This is a genomic window from Nonomuraea sp. K271 (assembly GCF_009908215.1).
Lineage (GTDB): Bacteria > Actinomycetota > Actinomycetes > Streptosporangiales > Streptosporangiaceae > Nonomuraea > Nonomuraea longispora.
In genome coordinates this window covers 1-17806 of the sequence record NZ_JAAAHR010000081.1, presented here as the reverse complement: position 1 = coordinate 17806, position 17806 = coordinate 1, and the positions used below count along the sequence as shown (strand labels likewise).

General features: G+C 69.9%; 11 protein-coding genes and 1 pseudogene. 4 read left to right on the top strand and 8 right to left on the bottom strand.

Translation table 11 applies throughout. The annotated features are described in order from the left end of the window. Positions 1-22: 22 nt before the first annotated feature. The gene (gene dapD / locus GUY59_RS25820) at positions 23-985 is read left to right on the top strand and encodes a 2,3,4,5-tetrahydropyridine-2,6-dicarboxylate N-succinyltransferase (RefSeq protein ID WP_138202250.1); all 963 of its coding nucleotides are present in this window, start codon (positions 23-25) and stop codon (positions 983-985) included. A 385-nt stretch (positions 986-1370) separates the two neighbouring features. Then, positions 1371-1691 (top strand): annotated as a pseudogene (locus tag GUY59_RS25815) (transposase); the annotation flags it as partial. A 71-nt stretch (positions 1692-1762) separates the two neighbouring features. On the opposite strand, the gene GUY59_RS25810 reads toward GUY59_RS25815, so the two are convergent. Together GUY59_RS25810 and GUY59_RS25805 are read right to left on the bottom strand one after the other, a co-directional pair. Then, positions 1763-2209 carry a hypothetical protein gene (locus tag GUY59_RS25810; RefSeq protein ID WP_138202249.1) on the bottom strand — a complete coding sequence of 149 codons (447 nt, stop codon included), beginning with the start codon at positions 2207-2209 and terminating at the stop codon, positions 1763-1765. Between the two features lie 606 nt (positions 2210-2815). After that, positions 2816-3433, bottom strand: a complete 618-nt coding sequence (locus tag GUY59_RS25805; protein ID WP_161714697.1) for a TetR/AcrR family transcriptional regulator — start codon at positions 3431-3433, stop codon at positions 2816-2818. 63 nt (positions 3434-3496) lie between these two features. Here GUY59_RS25805 and GUY59_RS25800 point away from each other — a divergent pair, with 63 nt between their 5' ends. Next, the gene (locus GUY59_RS25800) at positions 3497-3985 is read left to right on the top strand and encodes an SRPBCC family protein (protein ID WP_138202247.1); all 489 of its coding nucleotides are present in this window, start codon (positions 3497-3499) and stop codon (positions 3983-3985) included. Between the two features lie 421 nt (positions 3986-4406). Here GUY59_RS25800 and pyk read toward each other — a convergent pair whose 3' ends face one another. From pyk to gltB, 4 genes are all read right to left on the bottom strand, one after another. Continuing rightward, positions 4407-5837, bottom strand: coding sequence for a pyruvate kinase (gene pyk, locus GUY59_RS25795; RefSeq protein WP_132333407.1), 1431 nt, complete (start codon positions 5835-5837; stop codon positions 4407-4409). Positions 5838-5974: 137 nt separating this feature from the next. Further along, complete coding sequence (locus GUY59_RS25790; RefSeq protein ID WP_236667497.1) at positions 5975-7609, bottom strand: S8 family peptidase; 1635 nt, start codon at positions 7607-7609, stop codon at positions 5975-5977. A 443-nt stretch (positions 7610-8052) separates the two neighbouring features. Further along, complete coding sequence (locus GUY59_RS25785) at positions 8053-9531, bottom strand: glutamate synthase subunit beta (RefSeq protein ID WP_138202246.1); 1479 nt, start codon at positions 9529-9531, stop codon at positions 8053-8055. A gap of 12 nt (positions 9532-9543) precedes the next feature. Next, positions 9544-14049, bottom strand: coding sequence for a glutamate synthase large subunit (gltB, locus tag GUY59_RS25780; RefSeq protein WP_138202245.1), 4506 nt, complete (start codon positions 14047-14049; stop codon positions 9544-9546). Positions 14050-14370: 321 nt separating this feature from the next. On the opposite strand from gltB, the gene GUY59_RS25775 reads away from it, so the two are divergent. After that, positions 14371-15918 (top strand): bis-aminopropyl spermidine synthase family protein, encoded by a 1548-nt coding sequence (locus GUY59_RS25775; protein WP_201761334.1) that lies wholly within the window; start codon positions 14371-14373, stop codon positions 15916-15918. A 277-nt stretch (positions 15919-16195) separates the two neighbouring features. Here the strand turns inward: GUY59_RS25775 and GUY59_RS25770 are convergent, their stop codons facing one another. Continuing rightward, on the bottom strand, positions 16196-16783 hold the full coding sequence (locus tag GUY59_RS25770; RefSeq protein ID WP_138202244.1) for a hypothetical protein: 588 nt from the start codon (positions 16781-16783) through the stop codon (positions 16196-16198). Next, positions 16783-17806: hypothetical protein (locus tag GUY59_RS25765; protein ID WP_161714696.1), on the bottom strand; the 1024-nt coding region annotated here is incomplete at its 5' end. The genes GUY59_RS25765 and GUY59_RS25770, both read right to left, overlap by 1 nt.

The window sequence follows — 17806 nt, the reverse complement described above, 5'->3', positions numbered from 1 at the left end:
GCGGAACCGGTATTTTGGCCACGTGACTGCTATCGACCCCACCTCGACCGGCGCGTTCGGCGTCGGCCTCGCGACCATCGCCTCCGACGGCACCGTGCTCGACACCTGGTTCCCCGCGCCCGAGCTGGGCGACGCGCCCGTCTCGGGCACCGAGCGGCTCCCCGCCGGCGAAGCCGGCGAGCTGGCGGAGCCGGCCGGGCCGGACGAGGCGCGAGGCGTGGAGGTGGTGGCGGTGCGCACCGGCATCGCCAAGCTCTCCGAGGCCCCCGTCGACGCGCACGACGTCTACCTCCGGCTGCACCTGATCTCCGCGCGCCTGGTCAGGCCGCACGGCGTCAACCTCGACGGCATCTTCGGCCTGCTCGCCAACGTGGTGTGGACCAGCGCCGGCCCCTGCGCGGTGCCGGGCTTCGAGCAGACCCGCCTGCGGCTGCGAGCCAGGGGCGCGGTGACCGTCTACGGCGTCGACAAGTTCCCGCGGATGGTCGACTACGTGATGCCGTCCGGCGTGCGCATCGCCGACGCCGACCGGGTCCGCCTGGGCGCGCACCTGGCCAGCGGCACCACCGTCATGCACGAGGGCTTCGTCAACTTCAACGCCGGCACGCTCGGCGCCTCCATGATCGAAGGCCGCATCTCGGCCGGCGTCGTGGTCGGCGACGGCTCCGACGTCGGCGGCGGCGCGTCCATCATGGGGACGCTGTCGGGCGGCGGCAAGCAGGTCATCTCGATCGGCGAACGCTGCCTGCTCGGCGCGAACGCCGGCATCGGCATCTCGCTGGGCGACGACTGCGTGGTGGAGGCCGGCCTCTACGTGACGGCGGGCACGAAGGTCGCGCTGCCCGGCGGCCGGGTGGTCAAGGCCGCCGAACTGTCGGGGTCGAACGGCATTCTGCTACGACGCAACTCGCAGTCCGGCGCGGTGGAGGCGGTGCCACGCGACGGCGCCACCGTCGAACTCAATGCCGCGCTGCACGCCAATTGATTTTCCGGCGCCCGCCCGCGTCTTCACGGCTCCGCCCGGGTCCAACCACCCACCGTAAACAGCTGAGGGCCCTCCAGGAAACCACCGCCGACCCGCCGTAACAAACCACCTTCCTTTACGGCTCCGCCCGGTTTTGCCACCCGCCGCACATGGCTGGGCACCTTCCAGGAAACGGCCGCTGACCCTTCACCAGCCGCCCGCCGTAACGAACCGCGCAGTGGGCCCACTCCGGGGTTTGGGTGACTGGGTGGGAAGCGACTCGCAGTTGCCAGATTCCTCCGGAGGGGACACCGTTGACGAAGTAGATCAAAAAGTAGCGGCCCCAAGATCACGTCTGTGATCATGGGGCCGCTATTGTCGTTCTTGCTCGCAGATGGAGCCGTGGGTGTCGCTGCGTTCGACTGGTCCAGATCAGATCCCGGCGGCCACCCTGGCGGTAGCCCGGGCAGCCTTCCCTAAGGGCAGTCTGGCGATCCGTATCCGAGATGCGTTGGGTGTCCTTTTCCGGGATGAGGACTTCGCCGCGGCGTTCTCTGCCCGTGGCCGCCCGGCGCCGTCTCCAGCTCGGCTGGCGCTGGTGTCGATCTTGCAGTTCGGCGAGGGACTGTCCGACCGGCAGGCGGCCGAGGCCGTGCGAGCGCGGATCGACTGGAAGTACGCGCTCGGGCTGGAGCTGACCGACGCCGGCTTTGACTACTCGGTGCTCGGGGTCGACGCTCCACCAACTGCGGGACGACATCGCAATTTCCCCGAACATCGCCGGGCCCGGGATCTGGGTCAGAAGTCGTCATGGTAGTAGTCGGCGGCCTTGGCTTCCTTCTCCGTGCAGAAGAAGGTGTCGTTGAACGGTGTTACCGCGTAATCCTTCTCCCCGGGGACTGTGTAGCCCGGAGCCGCGCCGTCGCTACCGACGACGGGCAGGCCACCGCACCTGATCACGTGGTACGGATAATGGGTCATCGTGCCGACCAACGGCGTGACCGGCGCGATCGCGTACACGGCCACGGCCGCCACCAGCGCGCGCAGCCAGTCCGGCCGAAACCGCAGCAGGCCGAGCAGAATCAGGCCTGCGAGGTAGGCCAGCATGAACAGCACTAGGTACGCCACCGAGAACAGCTCCCACGACCGCCCCCGCAACGCGACGAGCACCGCGACCAAGCCCAGCGCGGGCAGACCGATGACGAACGCGGCCAGCCACGCGCTCGCTCCTTGAAATGACCTCATGCGTGGTGTGATGATCAGGTTCGTGCGTTGGTTCTCAGGCAGGAGCAGGATTCCCGGACCAGACAGGGCGGGCGTCCTTCCCGGGACGGACCGGCCGACCACGGAAGGACGCCCAGCGGTGACCACTTCGCTATGCTCACTGCCGTCAGCAACTGATCACCTGTGTTGCGACGACCCCTCGAATGCGCCCAGTGGTGGTCCCGGGGGCGCTTCCGTCTTATCTACTTCGCCAACAGGGTCTCCGGAGGAAAGGCGGGGACCGAACGACACCATGGTCCCAGCCCTGCTGCTGGGGCGGCACAACCCGCCGAACGTCAACGACGGCTGATATCTGAAGAAGCGGGCCCGCGGAACCGCAATGCGCGCCCACCTTGAACCACGAACCGGGCCCACCATAGGGCGACGGAACAGGCTCATGCCCCGAGTGAGCGAGCCACGCCCACTAAGGTTAGACAGCGTGCCCACCGGGGAAAGCACGAAACGCGGCCCGATCCCGAGGACAGTGAGCCTTTCCTCGTGAGTGTCTGTGGCGGAGCGTGAGCGTCGTATGGGAACGCGCTGGTGATGCAGCGGTGTCGGCGCCCGCCTGTTCTGTAGCGATCGTCATCAGCCGCCGAGATCATCCGGGTCGGGCGCTGTCCGCGAACCCAACCGCCTGGCGCGGAGCAGGGTGTCGGCGCAGTTCTCGACCGTGTCGGCGACGCTGGACGCGATGGCACCGCCGTCGGCGAGGTGCCTGCGCACCACGGCGTACGGCAGGTCCACCACGGCGATCACGAGGCGCTCGAGGTCTACTTCGAGCCGGCCGGCGAGGGCACGCAGCGCGGAACGCAACCGACGGTCCTGGGCCGCGGCGCGTGCGGTCTGCTCGGCCGGCCATCCCTCGGGGACGAAGTCCCGGCGCGAATACAGCAGCAGGTGCGCACTGTCGGGATTGGCGCGGGACCAGTCGACCACGTACCGGGCCGCGGTACGGGCGCCCCGACAGGCGTCCCGGTCGGCAAGACAGGCGAGAAAGCCCTCCTGGAACCGGTCAACGGTACGCAGCCACAGTTCGCCGAGCAGCACCGCGCGGCTGGGAAAGCGGTGGTAGACCGAACCGCTCGGCACCCCGGCATGCCGGGCGAGTTCGGCCACCGACACGCCGGTCGGCGTGTTCGCGACCGTCAGCGCGAGGGCGGCGTCGAGCAGGTCGTCGACGTCATAGCGGGGTGGTCTGGGCACGTAATAGAGAGTACTCTCTTTTATCGATTCTAGAGAGGCCTCGCCAATACGGAGGTGTCAGCCATGGCCGTGCTCAACATCCACCAGCGCGCGCTGCCGGCCTCGCTCGACGAGGTCGGCCGGCTTATCGACACCCTCGCCGGACCGACCGACCTGCTGTGGCCGCACTCCACTTGGCCGGCCATGCGATTCGACCGGCCACTGGGCACCGGAGCGGTCGGTGGCCACGGCCCCGTCAGGTACTTCGTCAGCCACTACGTGCCCGGCCGCTGGATCCGGTTCACCTTCACCGGCCCGCGCGGATTCGACGGGTTCCACGAGTACGCCGTGTCGGCCGAGCACGACCACACCATGCTCGGCCACACGCTCGCCATGTCCACGCACGGACCGGCACGTCTGACCTGGCCATTGATCTTCCGGCCGCTGCACGACGCGCTGATCGAGGACAGCTTCGACCGCGCCGAACACGCGGTCACCGGCATCGTCGCCCGGCCCGCACACTGGAGCGGTACGGTCCGCCGGCTGCGCCTCCGACTGGCTCCACCCACCTGACGCGCGATCACACGTGCCGCACTCGTCCTCCTCCGGCTCAAAGACTGCCGCTACAACCGACGATGATGACGATCGGTCACGACAAGTTACGCGGAAAGGCGCAGCGAAACGGGGCCCGCCTCGGGAATCCGGTAAGGGGCCCAGCCGCTCAACCACGGAGCGGGCCCACAGGACGGTTCGTTACGGCGGCCGGCCGGTGAGGGGTCAGCGGCCGTTTCCTGGAGGGTGCTCAGCCACGTGCGGCGGGTGGCCCAACCCGGCGAAGCCGTGACCAAAAACCACTTCACGGCGACCAGCCAGGTCAACGGCCGCTTCCGAAGGATGCTCAGCCACGTGCGGCATTGATAGAGAACGGTGGGCGACCACTTCGCTGGAAAAGCCTCCAGCCACCTGCGCGCAGGTGGCTGGGCCGTGAGAAGAGTCAGTGCGCGTGAGACACGGCGGATCCGATGGTGTGGACGCGCAGGGCGTTGGTGGAGCCGGGCGTGCCGGGAGGCGAGCCGGCCACGATGACCACCTTGTCGCCCTTCTCCAGCCGCCCCGACGACAGCAGCGAGGCTTCGACCTGCCGCACCATGTCGTCCGTGTGGTGCACGAAGGGCACGTGGAACGTCTCCACCCCCCACGTCAGCGAGAGCTGCCCCCGCACGTGGGGCGCGGACGTGAACGCCAGCAGCGGGATCGGCGAGCGGTAGCGGGCCAGCCGCCGCGCCGTCTCGCCGGACATCGTGAACGCCACCAGCGCCTTGGCCCCGACGATGGCGCCGACCTCGGCCGCGGCCCTGGCGATGGCGCCGCCGGTCGTCTCCGGCATGCGATCCAGCGTGTGCGTGGCGTGCAGGGAGTGTTTCTCCGCGGCGCAGGCGATGCGGTCCATCGTGGAGACGGCCTCGATCGGGTAGTTGCCCACGGAGGTCTCGCCGGACAGCATGACCGCGTCGGCGCCGTCCATGACCGCGTAGGCCACATCGGAGGCCTCGGCCCGGGTGGGGCGCGGGGAGCTCATCATGGAGTCGAGCATCTGGGTGGCGACGATGACCGGGCGGGCCTTCTCGCGGCACAGCTCGATGATGCGGCGCTGCACGATCGGGACCTGCTCGAGCGGCAGCTCGACGCCGAGGTCGCCGCGGGCCACCATGATGCCGTCGAAGGCCTCGACGATGTCGGGGAGGCGGTCGACGGCCTGCGGCTTCTCGATCTTGGCGAGCAGCGGGAGGCGCACGGCCTCCTGCTCCATGATGTTGCGCACCACGTCGGCGTCGGACGGGCGGCGCACGAACGACAGGGCGATCATGTCGCACCCGGTGCGCAGCGCCCAGCGCAGGTCGGCTTCGTCCTTGTCGGTCAGCGCGGGGGCGCTGACGTTGACGCCGGGCAGGTTGAGGCCCTTGTTGTCGGAGATCATGCCGCCGATGACGACACGGGTGGCGATGCGGTCGCCGTCGACGCGGGTGGCCTCGAGCACGAGGCGGCCGTCGTCGACGAGGATGGTGTCGCCGGGGCGCACGTCGTTGGGCAGCCCCTTGTAGGTGGTGGAGACCTGCTCGCGGTCGCCCGGCACGTCTTCGGTGGTGATGGTGAAGACGTCGCCGAAGCCCAGCCTGACGGGACCTTCTTCGAACGTGCCGACACGGATCTTGGGGCCCTGCAGGTCGGCGAGCACGCCTACACCGCGGCCGAGGTCGGCCGCCACCTCCCTGACCCGGTCGTAGACCTCTCTGTGCAGGTCATGGTTGCCATGACTGAGGTTGAACCGTGCCACGTCCATGCCGGCGGCGATCAGCTCGTGCAGGCGTTCCTTGGACGAAGTGGCGGGGCCGAGAGTGCAGACGATTTTCGCGCGACGAGTCACGAGTCCTACCTTAATTGGTACAGACCACTTAACAGTCACTGACGACGGAGAACGTACCCTCCGAAGGCGAACAGAACGAGAACGGCGCCCCCAGGACGGGCCAAGTTCGGGTACGCCTCAGCGTGGTTCACGCCGGGTCATGGTTCGACGGTGGCGGCCTTCCAGGCGTCCACGATGCCGTGGCCGTAGAAGCCGTTGTCGGCCTTGTCACCTTCGCACTCGTGCGTCTCGGTCTTGTTGTAGATGGTGTAGACGTGGCGGCGGGGCGTCGGGCACGCTTTCTGCGCGGCGCTCTTGTAGAGCAGTTGCTCGGTGGTGTCCGGGTCCAGCTGGAGACCGCCCTCGCCGGGCTTGCCGAAGCGGCTGATCAGGATCGCCGCGACACCGGTGGCGTGCGGCGAGGCCATGGAGGTGCCCTCCAGATACTGGTAGTACGAGCAGCGGCCGTTCTTGCAGTCCTTGACCACGTCCGCGCCCCTGGGGTTGCCCGCGGCGTCGATGCGCCCTGTCGCGCGCAGCACGCGCTCGGGCGCGGCGGCCAGGATTCCCCGGTCGGCCCTGGCGCCCTCGCCGTCGAGGATGTCGCCTCCCGGCGCGGCCAGGTCGGTCTGCTCGACGCCGTAGTCGCTGTAGACCGCCTTGCGTCCCGTGGGGCCGACCGCGGAGACGGAGATGACGCCGTCGGACTCCGCGGGCACGTTGACGCAGGAGTTGTCGATCTTGCGGTCCTTCTCGTCCCCCTTCGGGTAGCCGGGGCTCTGGTCGTCGACCTTGGGACGGCCGAGGTCGATGCCGCCGTTGCCGAGGGCGGAGATGAGCGTGACGCCCTTCTTGCGGGCGTAGTCGAGGGCCCGCTGCATCCCGGTGATGACGGCCCGCTGTTCCAGCTGCTGCTTCCTGGTGTCGGCCGGGTTGTTCTTGCAGTTGAACAGCCAGGGGTCGACGTAGTAGCTCATGTTCACGACGTCCACGCCGATGTCGGCGGCGTGGGCGAGCGCGTCGAGGCTGGGCTTGAGGAAGAAGAAGCCGGAGTCCTGGCCGGCTCTGAGGTTGACGATCTGCACGCCGGGCGCGACCCCCGCGATGCCGATGCCGTTGATCGGGGAGGCGATCGTGCTGGCGACGTGGGTGCCGTGGCCGTCGTCGTCCACGTCGGCGGGGTCCTTGCAGCCTTCGGCCTCGCAGGGGCCGTCGAGCGTCTCGCCGTTCTTGTCCTTGGGCCGGTCGGTGACGAAGTTGCGGCTCAGCTCGCGGTTGAAGTTGGGGGCGATGTCGGGATGCTTGCCGTCGACGCCGGTGTCGATGACTCCGACCAGCACTTGCCTGCTGCCGGGAACCGTGGCGTTCGCGCGGTCCGCGCCGATCATCCGCATGTCCCACTGGCGGCCGGCGAGCGGCTCGGCCGCGCTCTTGGTGAACGACGACGCGTCGGGGAAGGCCGCGCCGGCCTCCTGGCGGACGCTCGGGCGCGCTGTGGCGTAGCCGATGCGCCGGTCGGACGACACGCCCACGACGGCCTGGTCGGCGCCCACGCCCTCGGTGAAGCCGCCGCCCGCGCTCCTGGCCAGCAGGTAGCCGAGCCTGGCGTCCTCGCCGACCATGGTGCCGCCTGCCCGTTCGACGGCGTGCACGGCGTCGGCGTGCCGTCCTTGCGCGTAGAAAACGAGATAGTCGTTCTGGGGTGCGGCGGGTCTCTGGGGGGCCGGCGGCGCGCAGGCCGCGAGGGGGACCGTGGCGGCGAGCGCCATCATTCCAGAGGCGACTCGCCGCATGCTTCCCCCATCCGCCGACTGGCCGCTGAACCAGCATGTTCCCGACAGTCAATCAGCGATGCACCTTAGTAGTGAAATTTCAGTAGATGAGTGGCGAAGCTAGTCAATACGCTCAGCTCTTCCCACATACACCCGCCACGCGGGCCGGCGCCGAGCGTGGGGCGGCCCGGCTCCGGCCCCGATCAGCGGGCGAAGTCGATCCAGGGGCGCCCAGATTGTCGTCCAGCCGCGCCGCCCCATCTCGCGTGCTATCGGGATGAGCTGGCGCTCCACCGTCCGCATCAGGTCATGCGCCGGCCGACTCGTCTACCGCGCGACCGGCCCCGAGTCCCAGTGCGTGCTGGACGCCGTGGACCGCGCCTGCCCGGCGGCCGGACCTCGCGACAGCAGCGCCCACGGGTGCGGTGCGGGGCCGCCTCGTGAGCGGCCCCGCACCGTGAACGTCAGACCAGCGGCCGCGCGGTCGGCAGGATCGGGTACGGCAGCGCCGTCTCCCCCGACAGGTACCGGTCCACGCCCGAGGCCGCGGCCCGGCCCTCCGCGATGGCCCAGACGATGAGCGACTGCCCGCGCCCCATGTCGCCGGCCACGAAGACGCCGTCCACCTTGGACATGTACGTCTTGTCGCGCGAGACGTTGCCCCGCGCGTCGTAGAAGCCGTCACCGGCGACGGCGGCGAGGTCCTGCAGCAGGGCGCCCTTCTCCGGGCCGAGGAAGCCCATCGACAGGGTGACCAGCTCGGCCGGGATCTCCCGCTCGGTGCCGGGGATCGGCTTGAACCCGTTCTGCGGCCCTTCGACCTCGACCAGCCGCAGCCCTCGCACGTTGCCGTCGTCGTCGCCGACGAACTCGGTGGTGGAGACGGCGTAGACCCGCGCTCCCTGCCCGTCGGCGAGCTCCTCGTGGGCGCTCTCCATCTTGAACAGCATGGGGTACGTCGGCCACGGCTGGTGGTCCGGCCTGGTCGCCGGCGGCTGCGGCATGATCTCGAGCTGGGTGACGGACCTGGCGCCCTGCCTGATCGCCGTGCCGATGCAGTCGGCGCCGGTGTCGCCGCCGCCGATCACCACCACGTACCTGCCCTCGGCCGAGAGGGGCGAGCGATCGAGGTCGCCCTCCTGGACCTTGTTGGACAGCGGCAGATATTCCATGGCCTGGTAGACGCCCTTGAGCTCGCGTCCGGGCACCGGCAGATCACGCCACCGGGTGGCGCCGCCGGACAACACCACGGCGTCGAACTGCTCGCGCAGCTCGGCGGCGGTGACGTCGACACCGACGTTGACGCCGGTGCGGAACTCGGTGCCTTCGGCCCGCATCTGGTCGAGGCGGCGGTTGATGTGCCGCTTCTCCATCTTGAACTCGGGGATGCCGTAGCGCAGCAGGCCGCCGATCCTGTCGGCCCGTTCGAACACCACCACGTCGTGCCCGGCTCTGGTCAGCTGCTGGGCGGCGGCCAGGCCGGCGGGCCCCGAGCCGACGACCGCGACCTTCTTGTCGGTCCTGACCGCCGGGGGCTGCGGGGTCACCCAGCCCTCGGCGAACGCCCGATCGATGATCTCGACCTCGACCCGCTTGATCGCCACCGGATCGGCGTTGATGCCGAGCACGCACGCCGCCTCGCACGGAGCCGGGCAGAGCCTGCCGGTGAACTCCGGGAAGTTGTTCGTGGCGTGCAGCCGTTCGACCGCCTCGCGCCAGTCGGTGCGGTGGACGAGGTCGTTCCACTCGGGGATGAGGTTGCCGAGCGGGCAGCCGTTGTGGCAGAACGGGATGCCGCAGTCCATGCACCGTGCCGCCTGCTTGGTCAGCTTGTCCTGCGGGAAGTCCTGGTAGACCTCGCGCCAGTCGCTGATGCGGACGTCGACGGGGCGGCGCGCCGGTAGCTCCCGGTCGTGCGTGAGAAAACCCTTCGGGTCAGCCATTCTACGCCTCCCTTAGCCCTGAACCGCGGCGGCCATGACCGCCTCGTCGATGTCCCTGCCTTCGATGCGGGCGGCCTCGGCGGCCTCCAGCACCCTCTTGTAGTCGGTCGGCATGACCTTGCCGAACCTGCCGAGCGCGACGTCCCAGTCGGCGAGCAGCTGCTTGGCGACCGGCGAGCCCGTCTCCGCGAAGTGCTTCTCGACGGCCTCCGTGAGGAACTCGGCGTCCTGCTGGGTGAGCGCCTCGATGGCGACCATCTCGCGGTTGACCCGCTCGGGCTTGAGATCCAGCAGGTACGCGATGCCTCCCGACATGCCGGCCGCGAAGTTGCGCCCGGTCGGGCCGAGCACCACGGCCTTGCCGCCGGTCATGTACTCGCAGCCGTGGTCGCCCACGCCCTCGACGACCGCCGTCGCGCCGGAGTTGCGCACGCAGAACCGTTCGCCGACGACGCCGCGGACGAACACCTCGCCGGACGTGGCGCCGTACAGGGCGACGTTGCCGGCGATGATGTGGCCGTCGAGCGGCGCCTCCTCGTGCGGCCGGACCGTGATCCGCCCACCGGACAGGCCCTTGCCGAGATAGTCGTTCGCGTCGCCGGTCAGCCTCAGCGTGATCCCGCGCGGCACGAACGCGCCGAACGAATTACCCGCCGAGCCGTTGAACGAGATGTCGATGGTGTTGTCGGGCAGGCCCTTGCCGCCGTGCCGCTTGGTCACCTGGTAGCCGAGCATGGTGCCGACCGTGCGGTTGACGTTGCGGATGGGCAGCTCCAGCGTCACCGGCGTGCCGTTGGCGAGCGCGCCCTCGGCCAACTGGATCAGCGTGTTGTCGAGGGCGTGCCGGAGCCCGTGGTCCTGCTCGACGACGCGGCGCAGCGCGGTGCCCGCGGGCAGCTCCGGCCGGTGCAGGATCGGCGACAGGTCGAGGCCGCCGGCCTTCCAGTGGTCCTCGGCCGCCGTCATGTCGAGCATCTCGACGTGCCCGATGGCCTCGTCGAGCGAGCGGAAGCCCAGCTCGGCCAGATATTCGCGGATCTCCTCGGCGATGAACTCGAAGAAGTTGACCACGAACTCGGGCTTGCCGCTGAAGCGCCTACGCAGCTCCGGATTCTGCGTGGCGACGCCCACGGGGCAGGTGTCGAGGTGGCAGACCCGCATCATCACGCAGCCGGAGACGACGAGGGGCGCGGTGGCGAAGCCGTACTCCTCGGCGCCGAGCAGCGCGGCGATGACGACGTCACGCCCGGTCTTGAGCTGGCCGTCGACCTGGACGACGATGCGGTCGCGCAGGTCGTTGAGCAGCAGCGTCTGCTGAGTCTCGGCCAGGCCGAGCTCCCACGGGGCCCCCGCGTGCTTGAGCGAGGTCAGCGGCGAGGCGCCGGTGCCGCCGTCGTGCCCCGAGATGAGCACCACGTCGGCGTGCGCCTTCGACACGCCCGCGGCGACCGTGCCGACGCCGACCTCGGCGACCAGCTTCACGTGCACCCTGGACTCCGGGTTGGAGTTCTTCAGGTCGTGGATGAGCTGGGCGAGGTCCTCGATCGAGTAGATGTCGTGGTGCGGCGGCGGCGAGATGAGGCCGACACCCGGCGTGGAGTGCCGGGTCTTGGCGATCCACGGATAGACCTTGTGGCCGGGCAGCTGGCCGCCCTCGCCGGGCTTGGCGCCCTGCGCCATCTTGATCTGCAGGTCGGCCGCGTTGACCAGGTATTCGCTGGTGACGCCGAACCGCCCGGAGGCCACCTGCTTGATGGCGCTGCGGCGCGCGGGATCGTACAGGCGCTCGGGGTCCTCCCCGCCCTCGCCGGTGTTGGACTTGCCGCCGAGCCGGTTCATCGCGATGGCGAGCGTCTCGTGCGCCTCCATCGAGATCGAGCCGTACGACATCGCGCCCGTGGAGAAACGCTTGACGATCTCCGAGGCGGGCTCGACCTCGTCGAGCGGGATCGGGTCGCCCTTGCGCAGCTTGAACAGGCCGCGCAGGGTCATCAGCCGCTCCGCCTGGGAGTCGACGAGGTTCGTGTACTCCTTGAAGATCTCGTAGCGGCGGGTCCTGGTGGCGTGCTGCAGCTTGAAGACGGTCTCGGGGTTGAACAGGTGCGGCTCGCCCTCGCGCCGCCACTGGTATTCGCCGCCGACCTGCAGCTTGCGGTGGGCGTTCGGCACCCGCGGGTAGGTGTGGCGGTGCCGCAGCTCGATCTCCTTGGCCAGGACGTCGAAGCCGACGCCGCCCAGGCGGGAGGTGGTGCCGGTGAAGCAGGAGTCGATGACCTCCTGGCTCAGGCCGAGCGCCTCGAAGATCTGGGCGCCGGTGTAGGAGGCCACCGTGGACACGCCCATCTTGGACATGACCTTGATGACGCCCTTGCCGTAGGCCTTGATGAGGTTGCGTACGGCCTTGCGCTTGTCGAGCTGCAGCGCGCCCGAGTCGACGAGGTCCTCGACGGTCTCGACGGCGAGGTAGGGGTTGACCGCGCCGGCGCCGTAGCCGATGAGCAGCGCCATGTGGTGGCACTCGCGGGCCTCGCCGGTCTCGATGACGAGCCCGATCTTGGTGCGGGTCTTCTCCTGGATCAGATGGTGGTGCACCGCGCCGGTCAGCAGCAGCGCCGGTATCGGCGCCAGCGTCTCGGACGAGCCCCGGTCGGACAGGACGATGACCCGCGCCCCGCCGGCGATCGCCCTGGACGCCTGTGCCTTGGCCTCCTCCAGGCGCCGCAGCAGCGCCTGGCCGCCGCCGGCCACGTCGTAGAGGCCGCTGATGACGTACGGGTGGAAGCCGGGCAGGTCACCCTCGTCGTTGATGTGGATGATCTTGGCCAGCTCTTCGTTGTCGAGCACCGGGTACGGCAGCACGAGCTGGCGGCACGAGCTGGGGCCGGGGTCGAGCAGGTTTCCCTCAGGCCCGAGCGTGCTGGCCAGCGACGTGACCAGCTCTTCACGGATGGCGTCCAGCGGCGGGTTCGTGACCTGCGCGAACAGCTGCGTGAAGTAGTCGTACAGCAGGCGCGGCTTCTCGCTCAGCACGGCGACGGGCGTGTCGGTGCCCATGGAGCCGATCGGCTCGGCACCGGCCCTGGCCATCGGCGACAGGATGACGCGCAGCTCTTCCTCGGTGTAGCCGAAGGTCTGCTGCCGCCGGACCAGCGCCTCGTGCGTCGGGACCTCGCGCTGTCGCGCGGGCAGCTCCTCGAAGCGGACCAGCCCCGCGTGGAGCCAGTCGGCGTACGGCAGCTCGGCCGCGAGCTCGGCCTTGATCTCGTCGTCCTCGATGATCTTGCCGCGTGCGGTGTCGATGAGGAACATGCGGCCCGGTTGCAGGCGGCCCTTCCTGACGACGTCGCCGGGCTTGAAGTCGAGCACGCCGGCCTCGGAGGCCAGCACGACCAGGCCGTCCGCCGTCACCCAGAAGCGGCCGGGGCGCAGGCCGTTGCGGTCGAGCACCGCGCCGGCCAGGGTGCCGTCGGTGAACGTGATCGAGGCGGGGCCGTCCCAGGCCTCCATCATCGTGGAGTGGAACTCGTAGAAGGCCCGCCGCGCGGGGTCCATCTCGGTGTGGCTCTCCCACGCCTCGGGGATCATCATGAGCACGGCGTGGGGCAGGCTCCTGCCGCCGATGTGCAGCAGTTCCAGGGCCTCGTCGAAGCTGGCGGTGTCGCTGCCATCCGGGTCACAGATGGGGAAAAGTCGCGAAATATCGCCAGGAATGTGGGCGGACTTCAGCATCGCCTCGCGCGCCCGCATCCAGTTGCGGTTGCCCTTGACCGTGTTGATCTCGCCGTTGTGCGCGACGTAGCGGTAGGGGTGGGCCAGCGGCCAGCTCGGGAACGTGTTGGTGGAGAACCGCGAGTGCACCAGCGCGATCGCGGTCGCGTAACGTTCGTCGCTCAGGTCGGGGAAGAACGGCTCGACCTGGTCGGGCGTGAGCATGCCCTTGTAGACGATCGTCCTGGCCGACAGCGAGGGGAAGTAGACGTCGACCTCGTGCTCGGCCCGCTTGCGCAGGCAGAACGCGAGCCGGTCCAGCTCCAGCCCCTCCAGCCCGCCGGATCCCGACACGAACAGCTGGGCGAAGTGCGGCATGACGGCCCGGGCGCTCGGCCCGGGAAGCGCACGGTCGACGGGCAGCTCCCGCCAGCCGAGCACGGTGAGGCCCTCCTCGCCCGCGATCTCCTCGATCAGGCCGACGGCGATGCGCCTGGCCTCCTCGTCGATCGGCAGGAAGGCGATGCCGGTCGCGTAGGCGCCGGCGGCGGGCAGCGCGAACGGCACTGTCGCGCGGTAGAACTCATCGGGGATCTGCGTCAGGATCCCGGCTCCGTCGCCGGTGTCCGGCTCGCTACCCTTGGCCCCCCGGTGATCAAGGTTGCACAACGCCGTCAGCGCCTTGGCCACGATGCCGTGACCACGGCGTCCCGCGACGTCGGCGACCATGGCGACACCGCAGGCATCGTGCTCGTTGGCGGGGTGGTAGAGGCCCTGAGGCTCGGGGAACCCGAGGTGGGCAGCAGGCATTGAATCCCTCCCGTCGTCATCGTCTGTCTCGAACTGCTTTACAGGCGGGGACGACGTTGGCCCTGCTGCATATCGTGGGTAGAGGTTACAACACGATGCCGGAATGGTGCCCACCACGTCCGCAATGCGAACATTTGGGCTGGTCCAGCATCCGAACTCTCTATCCCAAACTCTGGGCGAGGCCGGTGTCATTCCCGGTTCCGCCCACCTGTATGCGGCAGGACTGGCGATTTCTCTGCCGGCCTGGCCCGGCGGGCGGCTCGCCGGGCGCGCTTCTCCGGCGTGCCTGCCCCATCCCTTACCCTCGATATGGTCGTGACCATGGACCGTGACGGGGTGGAGCGTCTGCTCCGAGAGGCAGGGGCTGACAGCAGGCGGCTGAGGCACGCGCTGACACTCCTGTGCGAGGGCCGGTGGTGGAAGCTCGCCGACCTGGTTCGCGCAAGCGCCACATCGAGGCGCACCATCGAGGCGCTGCTGCGCGAGTTGCCGCTGGAGCGCTCCGGCGGCACCTTCCGCGTGCCGCTCGCCCATACCCACGCCTTCCAGGACCTCTTCGCCGTGGCGCCGCCGCCGGAAGACCCCGTCGCCCACCTGCTCCCCCACTACTCCGGGGTGCTCGACCGCCTGAGCGCCCTCGTCGCCGGCGCCCCGCGCGCCCGCCACGTCCTCGACCACGTCGCCGCCACGCCCGAGACCGTGCTGCGGCGGGCGCTGCTGCTCGGCGCGCGGTTCTGGCTGCCTGGTGCGCGCCTGCTCTGCGTGGGCGACCACGACCTGACCTCGCTGGCCGTCAAGCTCGTCCACCCGGAGACCGAGGTCACGGTGGCCGACATCGACGAGCGCATCCTGGCCTACATCGACGAGCAGCGGCTCGGGGTCCGCACCCGCTGGGCCGACCTGCGGCTCGGCCTGCCGGCCTCGGCCAGGACTCACGACCTGGCGCTCACCGACCCCCCGTACACACCGGAGGGGGTCGGCCTGTTCGTGGCGCGCGCCGTCGAGGGGCTGAAGGACGACGGGCGGGTGGTGCTGGCGTACGGCGCCGGGGAGCGTATGCCCATGCTGGCGTTCAAGGTCCAGCAGGCCCTGGCGGACCTCAACCTCGCCTACGAAGCCATCTATCCCGACTTCAACCGCTATTACGGCGCGGAAGCCATCGGTTCGGCCGCCGACCTGTACATCCTCCGGCCCACCACGAAGACCCGCCCGGCCGTGACATCCCGCCTGAGCCGCCAGAGCACCGCCATCTACACTCAGGGCCCACAAGCCATAGAAAACGCCCAGAAGGGCATTTCAGCCTCAAAGAGGAGCATTTCAGACTTCGAGCCCGACCTGCTGGTGGGCGAGTGGCCCAAGGACCTCACCCAGCCCCGGGTCAAGCTGCCGACCTGGCTGGCCAAACCGTACGCCGCCACCCCCGGCCGCGTGGCCGTCGCCCTGCCACCGGGCATGGAGGCCGCGCTCCCCCGCCTGCTCCTGGCGACGCGCGCCTCCCGCGTACGCGTTCTGGGAGCCGCCCTGCCGCCCCTGCCCGACGTGCTGTCCGCCGTCTACACGACCAGCGCCGACGAGGAGGAACTCGACGCCGTACGCCTTCCGGAGCCCGGCGACCCGGCGGCCCGCGTGCTGCGCAGGATTCTCGACAACGGCCACGCCAAGCTGGCCAACACGTGGCGCGAAGCCCTCATCGCGGCGGCCCGCGACCAGGGCACGACCCTCACCAAGAACGACGTCAGAGCCCTCATCCGCGAGGCGGCCCCCTGGTCGGACGACCTGACCGCGTTGGAGGCGCCGCTGCACCGCCTGTCCGCCCTGCCGGACGCGGTCACTGCAACCGTCACCTCCCTGACCAGCACCGCCCCCTGACCAGCACCGCCCCCTGACCAGCACCGCCCATGACTCGCGCCGCCCCTGTCCCGCGAGGGCATCCTCACCTCACATCCACCCTTCGCCCACTCACAACGCTCGCCTTCAGGCGGGGCAGCTCCTGCGGGAGCTGGGATTGTCATCACGGAGCACCCGAGCGAACGCCTTTCACGCCTCAGCGCCCAGGCCGGCCTTCCACACCCCTGACCTGCACCGGCGCGCCCCATCGCACTTCGCACACCGTCGAACCGCACCGACCGACCGCCCGGCGCGAGCCTCAGGTGGCGGCGACGACGCGGTCCTGGACGACACGGCCCAGGCCGTCGAGGGCCACCAGCGCCGCAATCAGTTCCTGCGCGGGCGCGGAACCGCCTACCCAGCTCACCGTTACGTAGTGGCCCATGGCACGGGCCTGCGCACGACTGCCGGCGGCCTGGAAGGGGATGCCCTGGCGTACGAACCCGTCCGCGCCGAGGGCCGAGACCAGCGCGTCGGCGGCGCGCCCGTCGCCCATGTTGAAGATGACGAACTGGCCCGCGGTCGAGTCCCCCTTGTAGACGGCCTGGAGTGCCTGCGTGCAGCCGGGGGCCGAGGCGCCCCACAGGACGTCGTCGCAGTCGGTGAACTGCTGGGTGCTCTCCAACCGCATGTCGCCCACGGTCTTGACCGAGGAGGTGAAGACCTCCTGCGGGGTGAGCGGGGCGGCGTCGTTCTTGCGGTCGTCGATGGCCGCGTAGAAGGCGGAGGTGGGCTCGGCGTGGAAGGTGGACGGGCGGGGCGCGTCGCGGCGCGACCACCACCAGGCGGCCGCGGCGATGACCACCGCGCCCACGATCGCGACGGAGATGACGAGACGACGTGACATCAGGCCGGCGGCCCCGTCAGCGAGACGACCCTGCGGTAGACGGGCTTCTCCGCGCCGCGCAGCGCCAGGGTCAGGGAGACGAAGTCGTCCTTGGCGGTCGGCTCGGCGCCGTCGGTCCGGCCGAGCCAGACAAGACCGACATAGTGGCCCAGCGCGTAACCGCCGGCCTCGGAATAGCCCCCCTCGGGAAAGGACGCCTTGGAGGAGGGCAGGGGGATCGTCCACCCGCCCCGGTAGTCCGTCTTCAACGATTCCACCAGGGCGGCGGCCGACTCGCCGTCCTTCAGGTTGAGCAGGGTGTACTGGCCGACGTAACGCCCGTCGGAGCTGGCGTACAGGCCGCGGGCGGCCTGGCTGCATCCGCCGTCGGAGACCCGCTCCACGACGCTCTGCCCCCACAGGGCCGCCGAACAGTCGGAATCGAGTTGCTTGGCGACCAGCTTGAGCTTGAGTTTCTTGGTGACGGTGAGCTGCTTCTCGCCGAACACTTCCTTCTTCGTCAGCGCACGTTTGTCCTTCGTCCTGTCGGTCAGCGGCGCGAACAGCTTGGGCGAGTTCCAGCCGTGGAAAATCCGCGGCAACGTCGAGCCGGGCGCGATCACGGCGGCGCTGGTTCTCTGCTGCGGCGTGTACTCGCCAAGGGACCCCACGACGAACACCAGCCCGGTGCCACCCGCCAGCACACCCACGACCACGGCGATGATCACGAGCAACCGCTGCTGATCCGGGCGCAGGCCCCAGGCGGTGAGCACCGGGAACTGCCAGTCGGACGAAGGAGTACGCCGCCGCTTGCGCGAGGGCGTGCCCGCCTCCCGGCCACCGGGTGCGCCTTCACCCGAACCGCCGTCCTCCTGCAACGGCCACCCGGCGCTTCCCCGGAGCTTGACCCTGCCTCCGGACCGCTCGGCACGGCCGGCGGCCCGCCTGCCACCGTCCGGCACCCCCGCCCCGTGCTGCCCGCCACCGTCCGCCGCGCCGGCACCGTGCTGCCCGGCACCGTGCTGCCCGGCACCATCCCTGTCC